General features: G+C 64.3%; 13 protein-coding genes. 2 read left to right on the top strand and 11 right to left on the bottom strand.

The annotated features are described in order from the left end of the window. The first annotated feature begins 147 nt into the window (after positions 1-147). Complete coding sequence (locus C1876_RS12295; protein ID WP_114547018.1) at positions 148-2,958, top strand: immune inhibitor A domain-containing protein; 2,811 nt, start codon at positions 148-150, stop codon at positions 2,956-2,958. Here C1876_RS12295 and C1876_RS12290 read toward each other — a convergent pair. From C1876_RS12290 to C1876_RS17645, 3 genes are all read right to left on the bottom strand, one after another. Further along, positions 2,918-3,139, bottom strand: a complete 222-nt coding sequence (locus tag C1876_RS12290; RefSeq protein WP_114547017.1) for a hypothetical protein — start codon at positions 3,137-3,139, stop codon at positions 2,918-2,920. The genes C1876_RS12295 and C1876_RS12290 overlap by 41 nt on opposite strands. A gap of 339 nt (positions 3,140-3,478) precedes the next feature. Further along, the gene (locus C1876_RS12285) at positions 3,479-5,032 is read right to left on the bottom strand and encodes a catalase (RefSeq protein ID WP_114547016.1); all 1,554 of its coding nucleotides are present in this window, start codon (positions 5,030-5,032) and stop codon (positions 3,479-3,481) included. 286 nt (positions 5,033-5,318) lie between these two features. After that, positions 5,319-6,740 (bottom strand): response regulator transcription factor, encoded by a 1,422-nt coding sequence (locus C1876_RS17645; RefSeq protein ID WP_114547015.1) that lies wholly within the window; start codon positions 6,738-6,740, stop codon positions 5,319-5,321. Between the two features lie 246 nt (positions 6,741-6,986). On the opposite strand from C1876_RS17645, the gene C1876_RS17640 reads away from it, so the two are divergent. Then, positions 6,987-8,924, top strand: coding sequence for an FAD-dependent oxidoreductase (locus C1876_RS17640; RefSeq protein WP_158544685.1), 1,938 nt, complete (start codon positions 6,987-6,989; stop codon positions 8,922-8,924). Between the two features lie 219 nt (positions 8,925-9,143). On the opposite strand, the gene C1876_RS12260 is transcribed toward C1876_RS17640, so the two are convergent. The 8 genes from C1876_RS12260 to C1876_RS12225 form a co-directional block, all read right to left on the bottom strand. Further along, positions 9,144-10,082 carry a beta/alpha barrel domain-containing protein gene (locus C1876_RS12260; protein ID WP_114547012.1) on the bottom strand — a complete coding sequence of 313 codons (939 nt, stop codon included), beginning with the start codon at positions 10,080-10,082 and terminating at the stop codon, positions 9,144-9,146. A 206-nt stretch (positions 10,083-10,288) separates the two neighbouring features. Continuing rightward, positions 10,289-11,185, bottom strand: a complete 897-nt coding sequence (locus C1876_RS12255; protein WP_114547011.1) for a TM2 domain-containing protein — start codon at positions 11,183-11,185, stop codon at positions 10,289-10,291. Positions 11,186-11,340: 155 nt separating this feature from the next. Then, positions 11,341-12,111: a TVP38/TMEM64 family protein gene (locus tag C1876_RS12250; protein ID WP_114547010.1), complete on the bottom strand. Its 771-nt coding sequence runs from the start codon at positions 12,109-12,111 to the stop codon at positions 11,341-11,343. Then, positions 12,104-13,066: a PRC-barrel domain-containing protein gene (locus tag C1876_RS12245; RefSeq protein WP_114547009.1), complete on the bottom strand. Its 963-nt coding sequence runs from the start codon at positions 13,064-13,066 to the stop codon at positions 12,104-12,106. The genes C1876_RS12250 and C1876_RS12245 overlap by 8 nt, the downstream gene beginning before the upstream one ends. A 152-nt stretch (positions 13,067-13,218) precedes the next feature. After that, positions 13,219-13,755 carry a YtxH domain-containing protein gene (locus C1876_RS12240; protein WP_211309546.1) on the bottom strand — a complete coding sequence of 179 codons (537 nt, stop codon included), beginning with the start codon at positions 13,753-13,755 and terminating at the stop codon, positions 13,219-13,221. A 121-nt stretch (positions 13,756-13,876) separates the two neighbouring features. After that, on the bottom strand, positions 13,877-14,557 hold the full coding sequence (locus C1876_RS12235; protein WP_114547007.1) for a PspA/IM30 family protein: 681 nt from the start codon (positions 14,555-14,557) through the stop codon (positions 13,877-13,879). 52 nt (positions 14,558-14,609) lie between these two features. After that, positions 14,610-15,776, bottom strand: coding sequence for a hypothetical protein (locus tag C1876_RS12230; RefSeq protein WP_148044537.1), 1,167 nt, complete (start codon positions 15,774-15,776; stop codon positions 14,610-14,612). An 89-nt stretch (positions 15,777-15,865) separates the two neighbouring features. Beyond that, positions 15,866-16,849 carry a D-alanine--D-alanine ligase family protein gene (locus tag C1876_RS12225; protein ID WP_114547005.1) on the bottom strand — a complete coding sequence of 328 codons (984 nt, stop codon included), beginning with the start codon at positions 16,847-16,849 and terminating at the stop codon, positions 15,866-15,868.

The raw sequence follows: 16,849 nt of genomic DNA, 5'->3' as shown, positions 1-16,849 counted from the left end.
GAGGGTTCCCTTCGTCGGGCGGCTCGATCCGTCAAAGGGTAACACGATCGAGCCCGCCGAATTGTCGGGAATACCATCCCGCCATAGCTCCGCTTCCTGTGATACGCTACCCGCGACGTACGTGTAACGCCTGCGAAAAGAGACCTCATGAGATGCACCCTGTTCCGGAGAGACGGCGCGATCAAGCGCGTCCCGTTTGCGTGGCCGTGCGCATCGGCCCTTGCCGTCGCCGTCGCCCTCGTCTGCTGCCTGACCCCTTCCGTCGCGCTTGCCGGGCCCGCGTTGGACATCGAGCAGAGGTTCGCTCAACCCGACGGCGCGACGTTCCGCGCAAGCCTGCACGGCGACGAGCACTTCAGCTACGTCCAAACCGCCGACGGGCATCTGGTGCAGAAGGACAGCGCCGATCAGACGTGGTACTACGTGGTGGACGAGGGCGCGGCATGGTCGTTGGGACCGCGCGCCGACGAGGCCGCACCCGCAAGCGCGCTGACGGCCGCATCGCTGGCGGGCGATGCGAGCAAGGCAACCTATGCCGCATTGGGCGGTTCGGGCTACGCCGACACTGCGCGCGGCTCGGGCGACGTCGTGACGCTTGCCGACATCGAAGCCGCGCAGGGGTCGTCCGATGCTGGCACGTTCGGCCTGCGCTCGACGGTACAGACCGAAACCTCGCTGCCGCTCATCACCATCGTGATAGGCTTCGACACCGGCGAGTCCGACGACACCGAGATCATCGCGAACGGCGGCACGTGGACCGCTGCCGATCAGCGCTACCGCGACGACTACGACTGGTACGAGCAGCTCTACGGCGGCGAGTACAGCATCACCAACTTCTACGCCACCATGTCCAACGGGCAGTTTTCCTGGGTGCCCGCCACAGCCGAAACCAGCGCACAGGGCGTGGACGGCAACACCAACCAGTATGACGAGGCCGGCGACGGCATCATCCACGTCACGCTCGATCGCAACCACGGCAACTGGAAGTCGCCACGCGAAGAGGACGTGGCGGCCGACATGCGCGAAGCCTACGCGGAAGCGCTGCACAAGGCTTCCGCGTACATCGATTTCTCCGCCTACGACACGAACAGCAACGGCGTGCTCGACAAGACCGAGGCCTGCATCTTGTTCATCAACGCCGGGTACGAGGCGTCCGCCGGTGCGAGCAGCCCGGCCACCTGGGCGTTCCAATGGAACCTGGGAAGCATGGACGACAGCAACCCCCACCCCGAAGTTGTTGACGGCGTCGCGCTCGATTCGTTCATCACCATGGGCGAGACCCTGTACGCAGAAGATGCGGGCATCCCTGCCCAGCCGATGTCCGTCGGCACCGTATCGCACGAATTAGGGCACTACCTGGGGCTTCCCGATCTGTACGACGTCAATGCAACCGCCTCCGACCCCGATGCCACCATCGGGACATATCCGTGGATACCATACGACGTGTACGCAGCAAGCCTGATGGCAACCGGCAGCTGGGGAAGATGGACCGAAGACGACGGAACGCTTGCCTTCGCGCCCAGTAGCATGGATGCGTACTGCCTGGAAACGCTCGGCTACATCGAGCCGACCACGGTGGCCGTCGACGGCACCTACGACGTTTCCTCGTTTTGGAGCGAGAACGGATACCGCTGCCTGCGCATCCCCACGTCCTCCGACGGGGAATACTTCCTCGTGGAGAACCGTCAGTACGAGAGCTTCGACAAGGGACTGACCACCTATTATCGCGATGCGGGCGATGAGGGCGACCCGGCCTTCTACAGCGACACTGCCGGCATTGTGGTTTGGCACATCGACCAGACCATCACGAGCGAGCGGGACCTGCAAGCCGCCGACCCCTCCCTCCAGAATACCGTGAACACCGTCGACCACCGACCCGGCGTCATGCCCGTCTATCTGGAGCTGCCGGCGTACGACAACTCGCCGCTCATGTACCGGCCTTTCTACAACGCCGACACCTTCGCCGCATTCGACCTGGACGAGCTATCGCCCCTGCTGCACAACGGCTGCGCGGCGCCCGCCGATCGCATCGCGTCCGGCATCGCCTTGGTTGTGGACGACGACGCGTCCGACGTCATGAAGGTGACGGTGGACATGCCCGAAGCGCAGGTGACGTCGCTGACGCCCGAGGTCACCACGTTGGGCCGGGAGGGTGGAACGATCGAATTCGTCGTCGCGGGACAGAATCTTTTCGACGGCGTGGAGCTGCGCGTCTACGACGAGGCGGGCACGCGCATCGCGGACGCCTGGGCCACCGCAAGCAGCGACCCGTCCGATGATCCGTCCGCGCGTACGGCCACGATAGCCTTCCCCGAAAACATCGGAGACGCGCCCGTTTCATACACGGTGCGGGCGGCGTATGCAGGCGAGGAGGGCGTGCCGACAGCCGCCGTGAGCGTGGAAGGCCGCTACGCGCAGCGCGCGCTGTCCGCGTCCCTCGGCGACACGACCGTCGAAGTTGCAGGAGCGTTTTCGACAGACGACGAGGCGTCCGTGGCGCTTTCGGCGCTGAGCGACGAGCAGGTTGCCGAGCTTGCGGCGGCATCCGACCAGGTTGGAGGGCTTGTTGCGGGCGCGAACGTGGCCGTGGTGAACGCGGCAGGCGAAGCCGTGGCGCATACCGGCAAGCTGTCCGTCACCTTTACGGTTGGTGCAGCGTACGAGGGCAAGACGCTGTGGTTCGCCCACGGGAAAGCCGACGGCACGGTCGAACGGGCGAAAACCACCGTGCAGAACGGTCGCGCACGTATGAGCGTCGACGAGCTGTCGCCGTTCGCCGTGTTCGAGCAGAAAGCCGCGAACGCGAGCCCGGCGGCCACCACGCCAGTTGCCAAGCCCCTCGCTCACACGGGAGACCACGCAGGTGGGCGCGTTGCGGCGTCGCTCGCGCTCTGCGCAGGGCTCGCGCTGGTGGGTGCTAGAATATCGCGCCGAGCAGCGTCGCGATGCCGCCGGTGATTACCATGATGACCCACACGATGAGCCAGAACAGGCAGCCGAACCAGGCGAACAGCTTGCCGCCCTCGCTCCAGCCCCATCCGTCCTTGCCCATGAACCACGCCGCAAGCACGCCGAAGAGGCCGCCGAACAGGCCCACGCAGAAGTAGCCGAACTTTGCCAAACCAGATATCTCGCGCATGATGACTCCTTTCGCCTGAAAGGATCAGCGTACGCCGAGCGAAGGCGTGCGCGGCGCGAGGCGCGCGATCTGTGACGGCGCTGATCACGCAACGGTTCCAACGCGAAATAAAACGGGCCGCTTCTGCAAGAGGGATGAGCAGAAGCGGCCGTATGCGGAAGAGCGAGCGTATTGGCGCGAGGTGCCTCTTGCGGCCACGTATTGGCGCGGGTACCGCCTGCGGACCGGCAGGGTTGTGCCGCGCCGATTCGTGCGGGGTGCGGCGTGCGATGGGCACGGTGGATGATGCACCGGTCGCACGCGTCACCCCGCGCCAAAGGCGAGGGGGGGGGCTAGAGGCTACGCTCTAATCTCGCCGCCCTTCTTGCGGGCCGGAACCTGCTGGCCGGTGGCGGCCATGCGGTCTTCGTGGGTCATCGCGGCAAGCTCCACGACGCGCGCCTGATCCACGCCCAGCGCCTCAGCCAAACGGGTGCCGTACTCGGGATCGGCCTTGTAGCAATGGGCCGCGTGACGCAGGCGGATGTTCTCGGTGACGCCGTCCATGTTGCGGGCCGTATTGTCGATCAGCGCAGCGCGCTGCGGCTCTTCCATCAGGCGATAGAGGTCGCCCGGCTGGTAGAACGTGTCGTCGGTGGGGTCATCCGCGGGGTCCCAAGCGTCCATAGGACCGAAGAGGTCCAGCGGCGGCTCGGCCGCGTCGGCCTGCTGCTGCCACTGCCCGTAGCTGTTGGGCTCGTAGCCGATGGTGTCGCCGAAGTTGCCGTCCGTGCGCATCATGCCGTCGCGATGGAACTCGGCGTACGGGCACCGCGGCTTGTTGACCGGGATGTGGTTGTGGTTCACGCCCAGGCGATAACGCTGCGCGTCGCCGTATGCGAACAAGCGGCCCTGCAGCAGCTTGTCGGGCGACAGGCCGATGCCCGGCACGAGGTGCGTCGGCGCGAACGCGGCCTGCTCGACCTCGGCGAAGTAGTTCTGCGGGTTGCGGTTCAGCTCGAGCTCGCCCACCTCGATGAGCGGGAACTCCTTGTGGCTCCACGTCTTCGTGATGTCGAACGGGTTCTCCTTGTAGTTCTTCGCCGTGGCCTCGTCCATCACCTGGATGGAGAACGTCCACTTCGGGAACTCGCCGCGCTCGATGGCGTTGAACAGGTCGCGCTGATGGCTCTCGCGGTCGCCCGCGATGATCTGGCCGGCCTCTTCGTCGGTGAGGTTCTTGATGCCCTGCTGGGTCTTGAGGTGGAACTTCACCCACACGCGCTCGTTATCCTCGTTGATCAGGCTGAACGTGTGGCTGCCGAAGCCGTGCATGTGACGGTAGCTGGCCGGGATGCCGCGGTCGGACATGACGATGGTCACCTGATGCAGCGCCTCGGGCAAGCTCGACCAGAAGTCCCAGTTGCTCTGCGCGGAGTGCATGTTGGTATGCGGGTCGCGCTTCACCACGTGGTTGAGGTCGATGAACTTCTTGGGGTCGCGCAGGAAGAACACGGGCGTGTTGTTGCCCACGAGGTCCCAGTTGCCGTCGGGCGTGTAGAACTTCATGGCGAAGCCGCGGATGTCGCGCTCGGCGTCGGCCGCGCCGCGCTCGCCTGCCACGGTGGAGAAGCGGACGAACACCTCGGACTCGGCACCCGGCTGGAACACCTTCGCCTTCGTGTACGTGCTGATGTCGCCCGTCACTTTGAACGTGCCGTACGCGCCGGAGCCCTTCGCGTGCATGCGTCGCTCGGGGATGACCTCGCGGTCGAAGTGCGCCAGCTTCTCGATCATCCAGTTATCCTGGAGCATCATGGGGCCGCGCTCGCCCGCCGTGAGGGTATGGTTGTTGTCGGCAACGGGGTTGCCTGCTTCGTTGGTGAGCTTGGTGGTATCGATGTGATCGGCCATGCCGTAAGCCTTTCCCTCTTGCCGCCGACGCATCCTGCGCGCTGCGGCGTGTTGTTTGATGGAGATCACGATACCTTGTTCCGTAATGTAATGGAATACTAATTGATACTAATTCTCATTTAAGACATAAGTGGAGGTGCTCCGCCCCCACCCCTTGCCCGCAGGAAGGTGTGTGGCGAATGGGCCTGCGCGCGGGCTTTTTGGGGGACCTGCGGGTTAAGTGGTAGGCGCGCGGGGCTCAGTAGGTCAGGCATGCGCTTGGGCGCGCCATGAAAAAAGGGTGGCTCTACTCCGCCTTCAGCATCTCTTCTAACTCCACTCTGCTGTGGATGTCCAGCTTCTGGTAGATGCGGCGAGTGTGGGACTTGAGGGTGCCGTTCGCGATGTACAGCTCGCGTTCGATGTCGGCGGCGGTTTTGCCGAGGGCCAGCAGTTGGAACACTTCCTTTTCGCGAGGGCTCAGGCGGTACTGCTCGCCCAGTTCGGTGCAGCGGGCGGCGAAACGGCCCTGCTCGTCGCCGTCTTGCGCCAGCTTCCCTACGCCGAAGAACGACGCGCCCCACCGCGAGTATTCGCGCTCGGACAGCAGCACCATGCTGGCCACCACCACGAGGATCACGAGCACCACCGACACGGCCACGTCGTCGACGGGCAGGTTTTCCGCTACCAGATGGCCGCCCATGCTGGTGAACATCACCAACTCCTCGATGCCGCACAGCAGCTCCGCCGACACGCCGTAGCGATGCGACAGGTCGCACAGCAGCACGGTGAGCGTGAGGAACATGAACGCATAGCCGGCCGACACGAGCACGTCGGACACCACGCTGCTCGACGAGAACGACAGCAGCGTGGCCAGCAGCCCGCACACCATGAGCACGAACGGCGTGCGGTACACGCGCGTGAAGTCGAACTTGTGCGAGAAGAAGTAGGCCACCACGAAGAGGATGGCCGAAGCCAGCATCACGCCGAGGATGAACAGGTCGTTCTGGAACGTCGCCGCGCCCTGCTTCACGCCGAGCACGAATTCGTACACGCCCAGCACGATGACCAGCTTCCACGGAAAGCGCAGCTTGCCCCACGTGTGCTTCGGCAAATCGACCTCGGGGATTTTCGAGAACCCCACCTTCAGGCACGCGTACGACAGCAGCGGCAACGCCAACATGGCCACGAGCAGGCGCGACTCGCCCATGCCCAGCGTCATCCAACTGATGACCGAGCCGAAGAAGAACGCGCCCGACACGTACAGCACGATCTGGAACGGGTTGAGGCAGCTTTGCAGCTCGGCCCATTGCAGGATGGAGAGCGCCGCGCCCAAACCGGCCGTCACGGCAGCCGTCACGATGAGCGGGAGGGCGAACGCAGGAAGCACGCCGGCGGCCTCGACCAGCAGCACCGACACGATCATGAACACGGGAGCCGCAATCACGAGCGCCCGTCGCTGGTACAGCGGCGCCAGTTTCCGCGCGGCGACCACGCACACTACGAACACGGGCAGCATGCCCAGGTTCATGATATCCTGCCCGAACAAGGGGCTGTCCGGGAACAACCCGGCGAAGCGCGCGAACGAGACGTCGTCCCACGCGCGCACGAACGCGAATCCGAAGAAGCACAGCGACAGATAGCGCAGCTCGACAAGGCGCCGTTGGGCGTCGCGCAGCAAATCGGGAGGGGCGGCCTGCTCCCCTGTATGGCCGTCGGGATTCTCCATTCCCGCATTGTACCAAACGCGGCATGCCCCATGCAGCCAGTCGTACCATTTCGCAAAAAGGTGCGTTCACCTGGGCGGTTTACAACCGGGTTACAAAGTTCATGCGCCCATTCATCCCCGAAAACCATTGTCGCGTTCGGACGAGCGAGGTACCTTCTGCTCATTCGCCAGGGAGGGCGACGGCCGCCAACCACAACTGAGCGGCCGATTCGGAAAAGCACGATGAGGAGTAGGAAGAGGAGAACCATGAACGAACTGGGACTCACGCGCCGCACTTTCATGAAGACCTTGACGGTGGCAGGCGTATCGGTTGCCGTATTCGGTCTGTCCGGATGCGCGCCCGAAGCGAGCGCATCCGCGAAGGGCGGCTTCAAGCCCGGCACGTACACGGCCTTCGGCCAGGGCAAGTTCGGCCCCGTGCACGTGGAGGCCACCTTCAGCGAGGATGCCATCACCGCCGTCGCCGTCACGCAGCACGAGGAGACGAAGTTCATCTCCGACGCCGCCATCGAGCGCATTCCCGCCGCCATTGTGGAGCATCAGTCCCTCGACGTGGACACCATCACGGGCGCATCGCTCACCAGCATGGCCATCAAGAACGCCGTGGGGGACTGCGTGAAGCAGGCCGGCGGCAAGAAGAACGCGCTGGCGGGCTCGTACGTGCCGCCTTCGCCGTCGACCGCCGTGGAGGACATCGAGGCCGACGTGGTTATCGTGGGCTCCGGCGCTTCGGGCACCGTGGCCGCGCTGACCGCCGCCCGCCTGGGCGCGAAGAAGGTCGTCGTGCTGGAGAAGAGCTGCACCATCGGCGGCAACGCGCTCGTGTCCGGCGGCTACCTGGAGTACGTGAACGCCCCCGACGCCCTGCGCGAGAAGATGACCGACAGCTACACGAAGGAGCTGGCCGACGAGCTGGCAAAGGCGCCCGAGGTGATGCCCGCGGAGCACCTCGAGAAGCTGCAGGCCGACTACGACGCCTGGAAGGCGTCGGGCAGCGACAAGGTGTTCGACTCCATCTATCTGCACGCGCTGCAGTACAAGCTGCAAGGCGAAGGCGAGTACGAGGAAATGCTGCGCGCCGCCGAGAACATCGCCGACCTCGACGAGTGGCTCGTGTCCGAGGGCTTCAACTTCAAGGACCTCTGCGGCATCGTGGGCTACTCGTGGCCGCGTTGGACGTCGCCGAAGGAAGGCGTGTGCGGCCAGGGCTACTTCATGTTCTACCAGGACACCATCGAAAAGAACAACTACCCGGTTGAAATCCACCTGAACACACCCGCCAACGAGCTGATCATCGAGGACGGCCAGGTTGTGGGCGCGGTGGGCATCGGCCCCGACGGTACAACGTATCGCGTGCGCGGCGAAAAGGGCGTCATCCTGGCCACGGGCGGCTTCTCGGGCAACCCCGACATGCTGCGCGAATACAACACCATGTGGCCGTTCAAGGAGGGCGTCGACATCCCCACCACGAACGCGTACGGCCACACGGGCGACGGCATCACGATGGGCCTGGCCGCAGGCGGCACCGTGGCGCTCATGGACACGCAAATGCCCTTCCCCTACGCTGACTGCAAGAACTCCACCGACGAGACCACCGTGGGCGACGACATCGACTGCGTCATCGTGAACAAGGAAGGCAAGCGCTTCATGAACGAAGTGCTGGACCGCTACACCATGACGGAGCACATCATGGAGCAGACCGACCAGTCCATGTTCATGATCTCCGATGCCGACACGTGCCGCGTGAACGGCGACGTGAACCGCTACGGCCATAGCCTGCAAAGCCTCATCGACCAGGGCCAGCTGTACCGCGCCGACACCATCGAGGAGCTGGGCGAGCAGATCGGCTGCGGCGGGGCGGCGCTCAAGGAAACCGTCGAGCGCTACAACGAGATCGCCCGCGCCGGCGAGGACCCCGACTTCGGCCGCACGACGTTCTCCGAGGAAAGCCCCATCGAGAACCCGCCTTTCTATGCAAGCCCGCGCACCTGGGCCATGCACATCACCGTGGGCGGCCTCAGCGTGGACATCTACGATAGCTACCAGGTGCTCGACGAGAGCGGCGCGGCCATCCCCGGCCTGCGCGCCATCGGCGAGACCATCATCGGCAGCTGCGGCATCGGCGTGCAGGGCGAAGGCTTCGCCGTGGCGAACGCGCTGTTCGGCGAAGGAGCTGCCGCATAAGGAACGCCTCCCCTCCCTCAAGCGCATCGACCGGGTCCCCCAGGACCGGGCCGATGCGCTTTTTCATGTCGAGCGAACTGCGCTGCTAAGCGTCAAAGGATAATCGGAACAAATGTTTCACGTGAAACATTCCGTCACGGCTGCATGCGGAACAGCGAGCCGTACGCAAAAGGGCCCCTTCGTGCGAAGGGGCCCTTGCCATGCTCGTATGGTTGGAGCTTACAGCGAGAAGTCCTCGTCGCCGTTGAACACGTCGAGGGCATCCTCAACCGAGTAGTCGGCCAGCGTGATGGCGCTGATGGCCTTCGTCAGACGGACGGCCTCAGCCAGCGAGCGCTGGTGGATGTTGCGGCCCGTGGCGTTGCCGCAGGCACCGCCGATGTGGATCTGGTCGTAAAGCTGCGTGAGGAAGGTCTCGGCGTCGACCGTCGAGCCGCCCGCGCACACGAGGCCCGTGCGACCGGAAGCCATGGCGGCCACCTTGAGCGCCTCGGCCGGCGCGGAGCCGTCCTCGGGCTTCGGCGGGTTCACCTTCACGAAGTCGGCGCCGAGGCACAGGGCCACGCCCGCCGCACCGGCGATGAGGTCCGGGTCCTTCTCGGCGGCGACGGCCTTGCCGCGCGGGTACATCCACAGCACCACCAGCAGGCCGTTGGCATGCGCCTGAGCGATGAGCTCGCCGGCTTCGGCCATCATGGTGGACTCGTACTCGCTGCCCAGGTAGATGGTGTAGCCGATACCCACGACGTTCACGCCGGCTTCGCGCATGGCCAGCACGGCATCCAAATCGTAGAGCTGCGGCGAATAGGGATCGTCCTGCTTGAGGCCGACGAGGTTCGTCTTGGAGTTCATCTTCACGAGGTAGTTGATCTCCGGGTAGTCGGCGGCGTACTGCGCGATGAGGCCACGCTGGCCGGCCAACACGCCGCACACGCCCTGACGGCCGATCTCGAAGAGGTGCTCCGGCTTGGCGTCGGCGATGTCGATGCCCTCACCGTAGAAGTCCTTATTGAGGTGCTCGATCTTCTGATCACAGGCGAACAGCATGAGACGGCCCGTTCCGCGCGTCGCCTTCATGTAGTTCTCAATGTACTCGTCACGGGATTCCGGCATGACGTCAGCCGGCACCCTCACCTGGTCACGAGTGATTTTGGGCATGGTTTCCTCCTTATAGGATCCAACTCAACGGATGAGGCTCATCGCCTTATCGATACGGTCATTCTAGCGAAAAAGGCACACCGGACACGCCGTTTCACCGAAAAACCCCGTGAACGTGCCGCGATTCGCGCGAAGCGCGAAAAGAGGCGCCCCTCAGCGGGGGCGCCTCGAAGAGCCATGCGCGTCTCGTGCTGCGCCGGAACCTCCTAGAACCATTCCCTCTTGTTCAGCACGTAGATTTGCTCGAATTCTGATTGGGACTTGGTGAGGTAGAGGATGCCCTCGATGATGGCGATGATCCAGATCACCCACGACGCGAGCGTGAACGTGAGCACGCCGCCGATGATGGTGACGGCCAGCATGATGAACCCGGCGGTGTTGTAGCCCAGGTAGAACTTATGGATGCCGAACGCGCCCAGGAAGATGGCGAGCAGACCCGCGGCCACGTGGTCTTTCGTGGTGACCATCGGCTGCGCATAGGGCTGCTGGTAGTACGGCTGCTGATAGCCGTAGTAGGGCTGCTGTTGCGGCGGCACGGCGCCGGGGCCGGCGTGCGGCGGCGTCTGCGGCTGGCCGTAGCCGGGCGCAGCGTAGTAGCCGGGCGCGGGCTGAGCCGGGGCGGCGGCACCACCGACGGGGACGCCCGCGGGCGGCACGGGCGCGCCGGCAGGCTGCGCGGGGGCACCGGTCGGCGGCTGCGGTTGCGGCTGACTCTGCGGGGCCGCTGCGTACGACGGAGCCGCCTGCGGAGCCGTGGAGTACGGCACCCAATCGGGCTCGGGCTCAGGCTCAGTCTCGGGCTTGGGAGCAGGCGCAGCTTCAGCATCAGCTTCGACCTCGGGTGCGGCCTCCTGCGGAGCCGCCGCAGGCTCAACGTCGCACACCGGCGCCGACACTTCCTCCACGATGACGGCCTCGACCTCGTCCGTCTCCTCGTCAACGACAACGGTGGTCACCGTCACCTCTTCGATGGGACACGCATCGTCGGACTCGGCGGCAAGCTTCGCCTTCGCTGCTTCCAGTTTCTCTTGAGCGGCCTTGAGCTCCGCTTCAGCAGCGGCAACTTCGTCCACTGCGTTGTTCAAAGGTTCGTTGGTGGCCATGATGGACCTACCTCTCATCCTGCATTGATACGTCGGTATCCTTTAACGCCATAGTAGTGCGCAGCGTCTGGCCGCGGATTGTTTCGTCACAATACCGTAACGGGGGTTCAGTAAATCTTAAGATATGAGGATGGGCTCCGAAATCCCTGATCGGCCTACTGATCCTTGTGCGAATGCTTCTCGAGCATCTTCATGATGCGCTCGCGGAACACGATGCCCAACACGGCGATGACGGCGGCCACGCCGAAGATGATGGCGCTCTCCAGGAAGCGGCCTTCGGCCAGCCCGTCCGCCGCGTACGTGGACACGATAATGCCCGGAATGCGCCCCACGTTCGACAGCAAGAGGAACGTGCGCATGCGCATATCCGTGAGGGGCACGAGGTACGTGAACACGTCTTTCGGCAACCCGGGGATGAGGAACAGGATGAACACGATGATGTTGAGCTTGCCGGTGCGCTCGAACTTGCGGAACTTCTCAAGGTACTGCGTGGGCACCATGCTCTGCACGAACGGCGCGCCCAGCTTGTGCACGAGCGCGAAGATGAACGCGCTCGAAATGATGCATCCCAGCAGGATGACGAACGCTCCGAGCCACGGCCCGTACAGCAGGCCGGCCGCAATCTGCACGACCTCGCCGGGTATGAACGCCACGACGATCTGCAAAAACTGCAAGCCCAACAGGATGAGGAACCCGACGGGGCCCGCATCGCGCACATCGCTGATGATGCGGTCGAGCCCGCCCGGCTCGAACAGGTCGTGGAAATACGGCCACAACAGCACCACGATGAGCACCATGATGGCGAAGAAGGCGATGAGGCCGACGAATTTGAAGATGTCGCCCTTCTCCATCTTGCGACCGCGCACTTCTACCTCTTGCTCGGCCTTTTTGTGCAGCTCATCGAGTTCTTTGTTGAGTTTAGTCATCGTGGCGAGCCTTGTCGTATTCCTCTTTGAAGGCCGAGAACATGTTCTTCTTGGGAGCAGGCTTCTTGGCGGCCGCCTTCTTCGGCGCGGGCTTCGCGGGAGCCGCCGATCCGGACTCTTCGGAAGCAACCAGCGCCCTATCGTCCGGCTCCTCGTTCGTGCCGCGCGCCTTGTCGTACTCTTCCTTGAACCCGGAGAACATGCCCTTCGTGGCGGCAATCTGCTTGCCCGTAGCGTACGCGCCCTTGTTCACCACTTCGCCGGTTTTGCGGGCAGCTTCGCTCACCACTGGTTTTGCCTTGTCAACCGTGGTCTGTACCTTGTCCACGGCCACGGCGGTAGCCGCGCCCGCCTTCTCGGCAACGCCGCCTTCGGAAACGAGGTCTTTCGCGGCGTCGTCCACCAGCATGGCCCCCAGCACCACATCGTCGGTGGCGCGACCCTCGTCGCCCACCTGGGCGAGCGCAACGCCCATGCCGCGACGGAAGCCCTTGATGAGGTCGGCGGGGACGGTTCGCTTGCCCAACAGGGCATTCGCCGTCGCACCGGAATCGGTGTCGAACGAGTCGATCGTACCCGTGATGCGGTTGAACGTGACGTTGCCCACCGTGCCGAACGACGTGCCGTCCTCGCACATGACGGGCAGCCCCACCCACAGCACGCAGTCGTCCCAGTTGACGCCGAGCGCTTTGCATGCGGCTTTGTCGGTGGCTTCGGGCACGTTGCGGATGACGATGCGGCCGTCCACGATGTCGTAGCCCTCGATGGACACGAATTTGTCCTTGCGGCGGAACATCCACAGCAGGTCGGGGCGCTTCACGATGAAGCCGACGCAGCGCTTTTCTTTGGGATGGAATACGAAACGGCGCACCTTGCCGATGCGCTTCGTGCCGTTCTTGCCGCCCAGGACGCGCACGCCCGTGAGCTCTTGCGTGGTGATGAGTTTGCTTGCCATGACCTTCTTCTCCACCTGACTACCTGCGCATTTGCCGCGGATTGTACCGCAGCCCCCCAGCGCTGTCGTCACGTCATATATTCAGGAAGCGGCGAGCGAAACGGGGCACGTGCCCGCGTTCCACCTCGCCGCTTCGTGGTTCATGCTTGTGGTTACTTGTCGTCGCCGGAAATCTTCTCGGCGGCGTCTTCCGCCTTGTCCTTCACGGTGTCGGCAACATCCTGCGCCTTGTCTTCGGCCTTGTCAACCGCGTCGTGCGCCGTGTCGGCGGCAACGGGAATGGTGTCGCTGACGGCGTCGTGCGCCTGCTCGGCGTTCTTGGCAACCTGCGAGGCAATGCGCTGACGCGCCGCTTCGATCTTGTCGCGCAGCTCGTCGTTCTTCTGAGAGAACGCCGGCTTGATGTTGTCTGCTGCTTCCTGCACGCGCTGCGAGGCCTGACCGTACAGCTCCTGGCCCTTCGCGGCCACGTCCTGCACGACTTCCTGGCCCTTGTTCGTGGCATCATGATACGCATGCTGCACGTTTGCGCCAGCCTGCGCACCCAGCTCCTGCGCTTCGCCCCACGCCGTGTTCACTTTGTCGGTGACCATAGCGCGCGTTTCCTGACCAGACCGGGGGGCGTACAGCAGCGCGACAACCGCGCCGGCCAACCCACCAGCCAAAAAAGCTCCAAATTTGTTGCCCATGACGGCCTCCTTCGGGATGTTTGCCTGTCCGATCATTATAGGGGCATCTGCCCAGGCCCATGCTTGAAAACATGAGCGCTCTATGATTCAGTTGCTGTTTCGTTGCCCAGAACGCATGTGCTTACAGGCCCATTTCCTGCTTGAGGCGGGTGAGCTCGTCTTCGACGGCCGCGTCGGTGCCGGCGTTGGCGTACTTGGCCTCGAGCGCGGCGGCCTCGTCGACGGGCTGACGGTTGAGCTCGTCCATGGCGTTCGCGCGGTCGAGCATGGCGTCGGCCTTCGCTTCCATGCGGTCGAACGCGCTCATGGTGCCGGCGGCCTTGTCGGCGCTCGACGCGAAGCCGTTGACCTTGTCCTGCGTCTTCGCCACGGCCACCTTCGCCTTGATGGCCTCGCGTCGGCCGTTGAGCTGTTCGATGTCGTCCACCAGCTTGTCGTGCATCTGACGCATCTTGTTCGCGTTCACCTGGGCGGCCTCGTAGGCAACCTGCAGGTTCGCACCGTGCTTGTCGAGCTCCTGCTTCTTGGCGAGCAGCGTGCGGGCGTCGTCCTCGTTGCCCGCCTCGAGGGCCTTGCGGGCCAGAGCATCGTACTTCGCGATGTCGGCGGCGTTGTCGTCAACGAGGCGCTTCGTGCGGGTTTCCTCAGCCATGACGCCGGCGGTTTCCTTCTTCACCTCGGCCAGACTCTCGGTCATGTCGCGCAGGTACTGGTCGATCATCTTGGACGGATCTTCCGCCCGGTCGAGCAGGTCGTTGATGTTCGCTTTCACGATGTCGGTAAAACGGTCCAGCATGCCCATGGTGCGCTCCTGTCTTCGTGCTCTTGTGTATATGCTCCTCGGTTTCGCGAGGTCATTGCCTCGGTTCGCCCGTATTCGCCGCGGGCTGCTCGTACTTGCGGGCGATCTCTTCCACGTCCTGATCGCCGAATTTCTCGAGGGGTCGCGAGAGAAGCTCCTCCTGCTCGCGCTGCTTGCGTTCCTCGTCTTCCCGCTTCTTACGCGACAGGTTGATGCCCACGCACACGGCCAGGATGACCATGCCCACGCCCAAGGTGAGCAGCGCGTCCCCGGAGGTCGGGCCGCTCGTCTTCTTCATGATGGTGTCCGCCGTATCGGCGAACGCCTTGGAGAAGATTTGCTCCTCGGTGATGGAATAGGTGCTGTAACGCTTGTCGAGGTTCTCGGCCAGCACGTTGACGGCCTGCGCATCCATGACCGACGCGGCATTGGTGCCCGTGGCGTAACCGCAGTTGAACCCGCCGTCGCCATCGTCGCAGAACACCAGCAGGAAGTGGCCCTCATCCTGGAACAGCTCGCTGTACAGCGTTTCGGCGCGCTGCTGCAGCTCCTGCGTCGAGGTGGTGGTGCCGTTCGGCAGGATGTAGACGTAGGGTTGCACGCCGGTTTTCTGGTAGAACGACCGTAGGCCGTCTTCAAGCTGCGAGGCCGTGTGAATCCAGTCGCCGTCCTCGTCGGTGTAGTACGTGGTTTCCACCGTGGCCGACGCGGGCAGCGCCTCGCGATCGTCCGACGACGGGCTGCTGAACAGCGACGTGGCGAACACCACCAAACCCGAGATGATGAGCAGCACGGCGAGGCAGATGGCGACGGTCATGCAGCCGCAGCCCTTCTTGCCCGCACCGCTCGCGGGCTGCCCCGCGGAGGGCGGCGGCGTCATGGGCTGGCCGGATTGAGAGGGCTGGCCGTAGTACGGCTGCTGCGGATACGGCTGCTGACCCTCGGAGGGATACTGCTGGGAGGGCTGGGCGTAGCGATACTCGTCACGAGGGTAGTCGTCCTCACGACGCTGCCCACGCGAACGGTTGATGATGATGGGAATGATAGGCCCGATGTTGAAGCCACCCGAACCGGAACCGCCGCCGGGGCGGCCGCTCCTTCCGCCGGAGCCGCGTGATCCACCAGAGAATCCGCCCGACGAGCGTCCTCCGCCCGAGAAGCCACCCGACGAATGACCGCCGCCGGAGAAGCCCCCGCCTTGTCCGCCCGACCTGCCCATTCCGAAACCTCCTCAGCCCGAAACCGCTCTGAGGTTCATTGTAGCATGGTGGTTTCAGCAGCCACCGGACAAGCGGTGGCCCTCAAACGTTATGCGTATTGGCTGACCAGCTCGTTGAGCACGGAGGGCAGCGACAGACCGGCCGCCTTCGCGGCGGCGGGGAACAGCGACGACTCGGCCATGCCGGGCGACACGTTCACCTCGAAGACGCGCGCCTGAGCGCCGTCCCAAATAAGGTCGATGCGCGCGAGGTCCTGCACGTTGTAAGCGCGGTACACTTCGAGCGCGGCACGCTCGATTTCAGCGCGAATAGCCTGCGCGTCGCCCTCGTCGTTCGACAGGGATGCGGGGCGCACGGGCGCGAAATACTCCACATCGCCGGGCGTCAGACGGGCGGCGGTGTCGTACAGGCCCTGCTTCGCCACGATCTCGACGGGCGGCAGCGCGTACGCGTCCCACCCAGTGCCCAGGATGGACACGGCCAGCTCGACGCCTTCCACCCACTGCTCGATGACCACGGCCTCGTCGAACGACAGGGCATCGAGGATGGCCTCGCCCAGGTCGTCGACGGAATCGACGCGGTGCACGCCCAGGGCGGAACCGCCGTGCGCGGGCTTGACCGCCACGGGATAACCGCCGATCACGCGCTCTTCAACCAGGTCGAGCGCCGTCGCGGCGCCCATGTCCTTGAACGCGTCGCGTGCGATGTAGAGGCCCTGCGGCCAGGAAGCGATGGGATCGTCGCCCGTGATGGCGCGGTACGCGGCCATCTCGGAGTGCATGGAGTCTTTGTTCCACGCGCGCTGGCACACGCTTGAGGGCGAGCCCACGAAGGGGATGCCCACGAACTCGAGCAGGCTTTGGATGGTGCCGTCTTCGCCGTGCTTGCCGTGCAGGGCGCTGTAGCACACGTCGGGACGCTCGCTGCGCAGCGTGGGAACGAGGTCGGACGTGGTGTCGAGGGGCACAACCTTATGACCGGCCTCTTCGAGCGCGGCGCACACGTTCTTGCCGCTGGCCAGGGAAAATTCACGTTCAAACGAGCTGCCGCCCATCAACACTGCAACCTTCAT

Origin of the sequence: Eggerthella sinensis (assembly GCF_003339815.1) — a bacterium.
GTDB lineage: Bacteria > Actinomycetota > Coriobacteriia > Coriobacteriales > Eggerthellaceae > Eggerthella > Eggerthella sinensis.
Note: the sequence above shows the minus strand (reverse complement) of the source record. Positions and strands in the feature narration are given on the sequence as shown.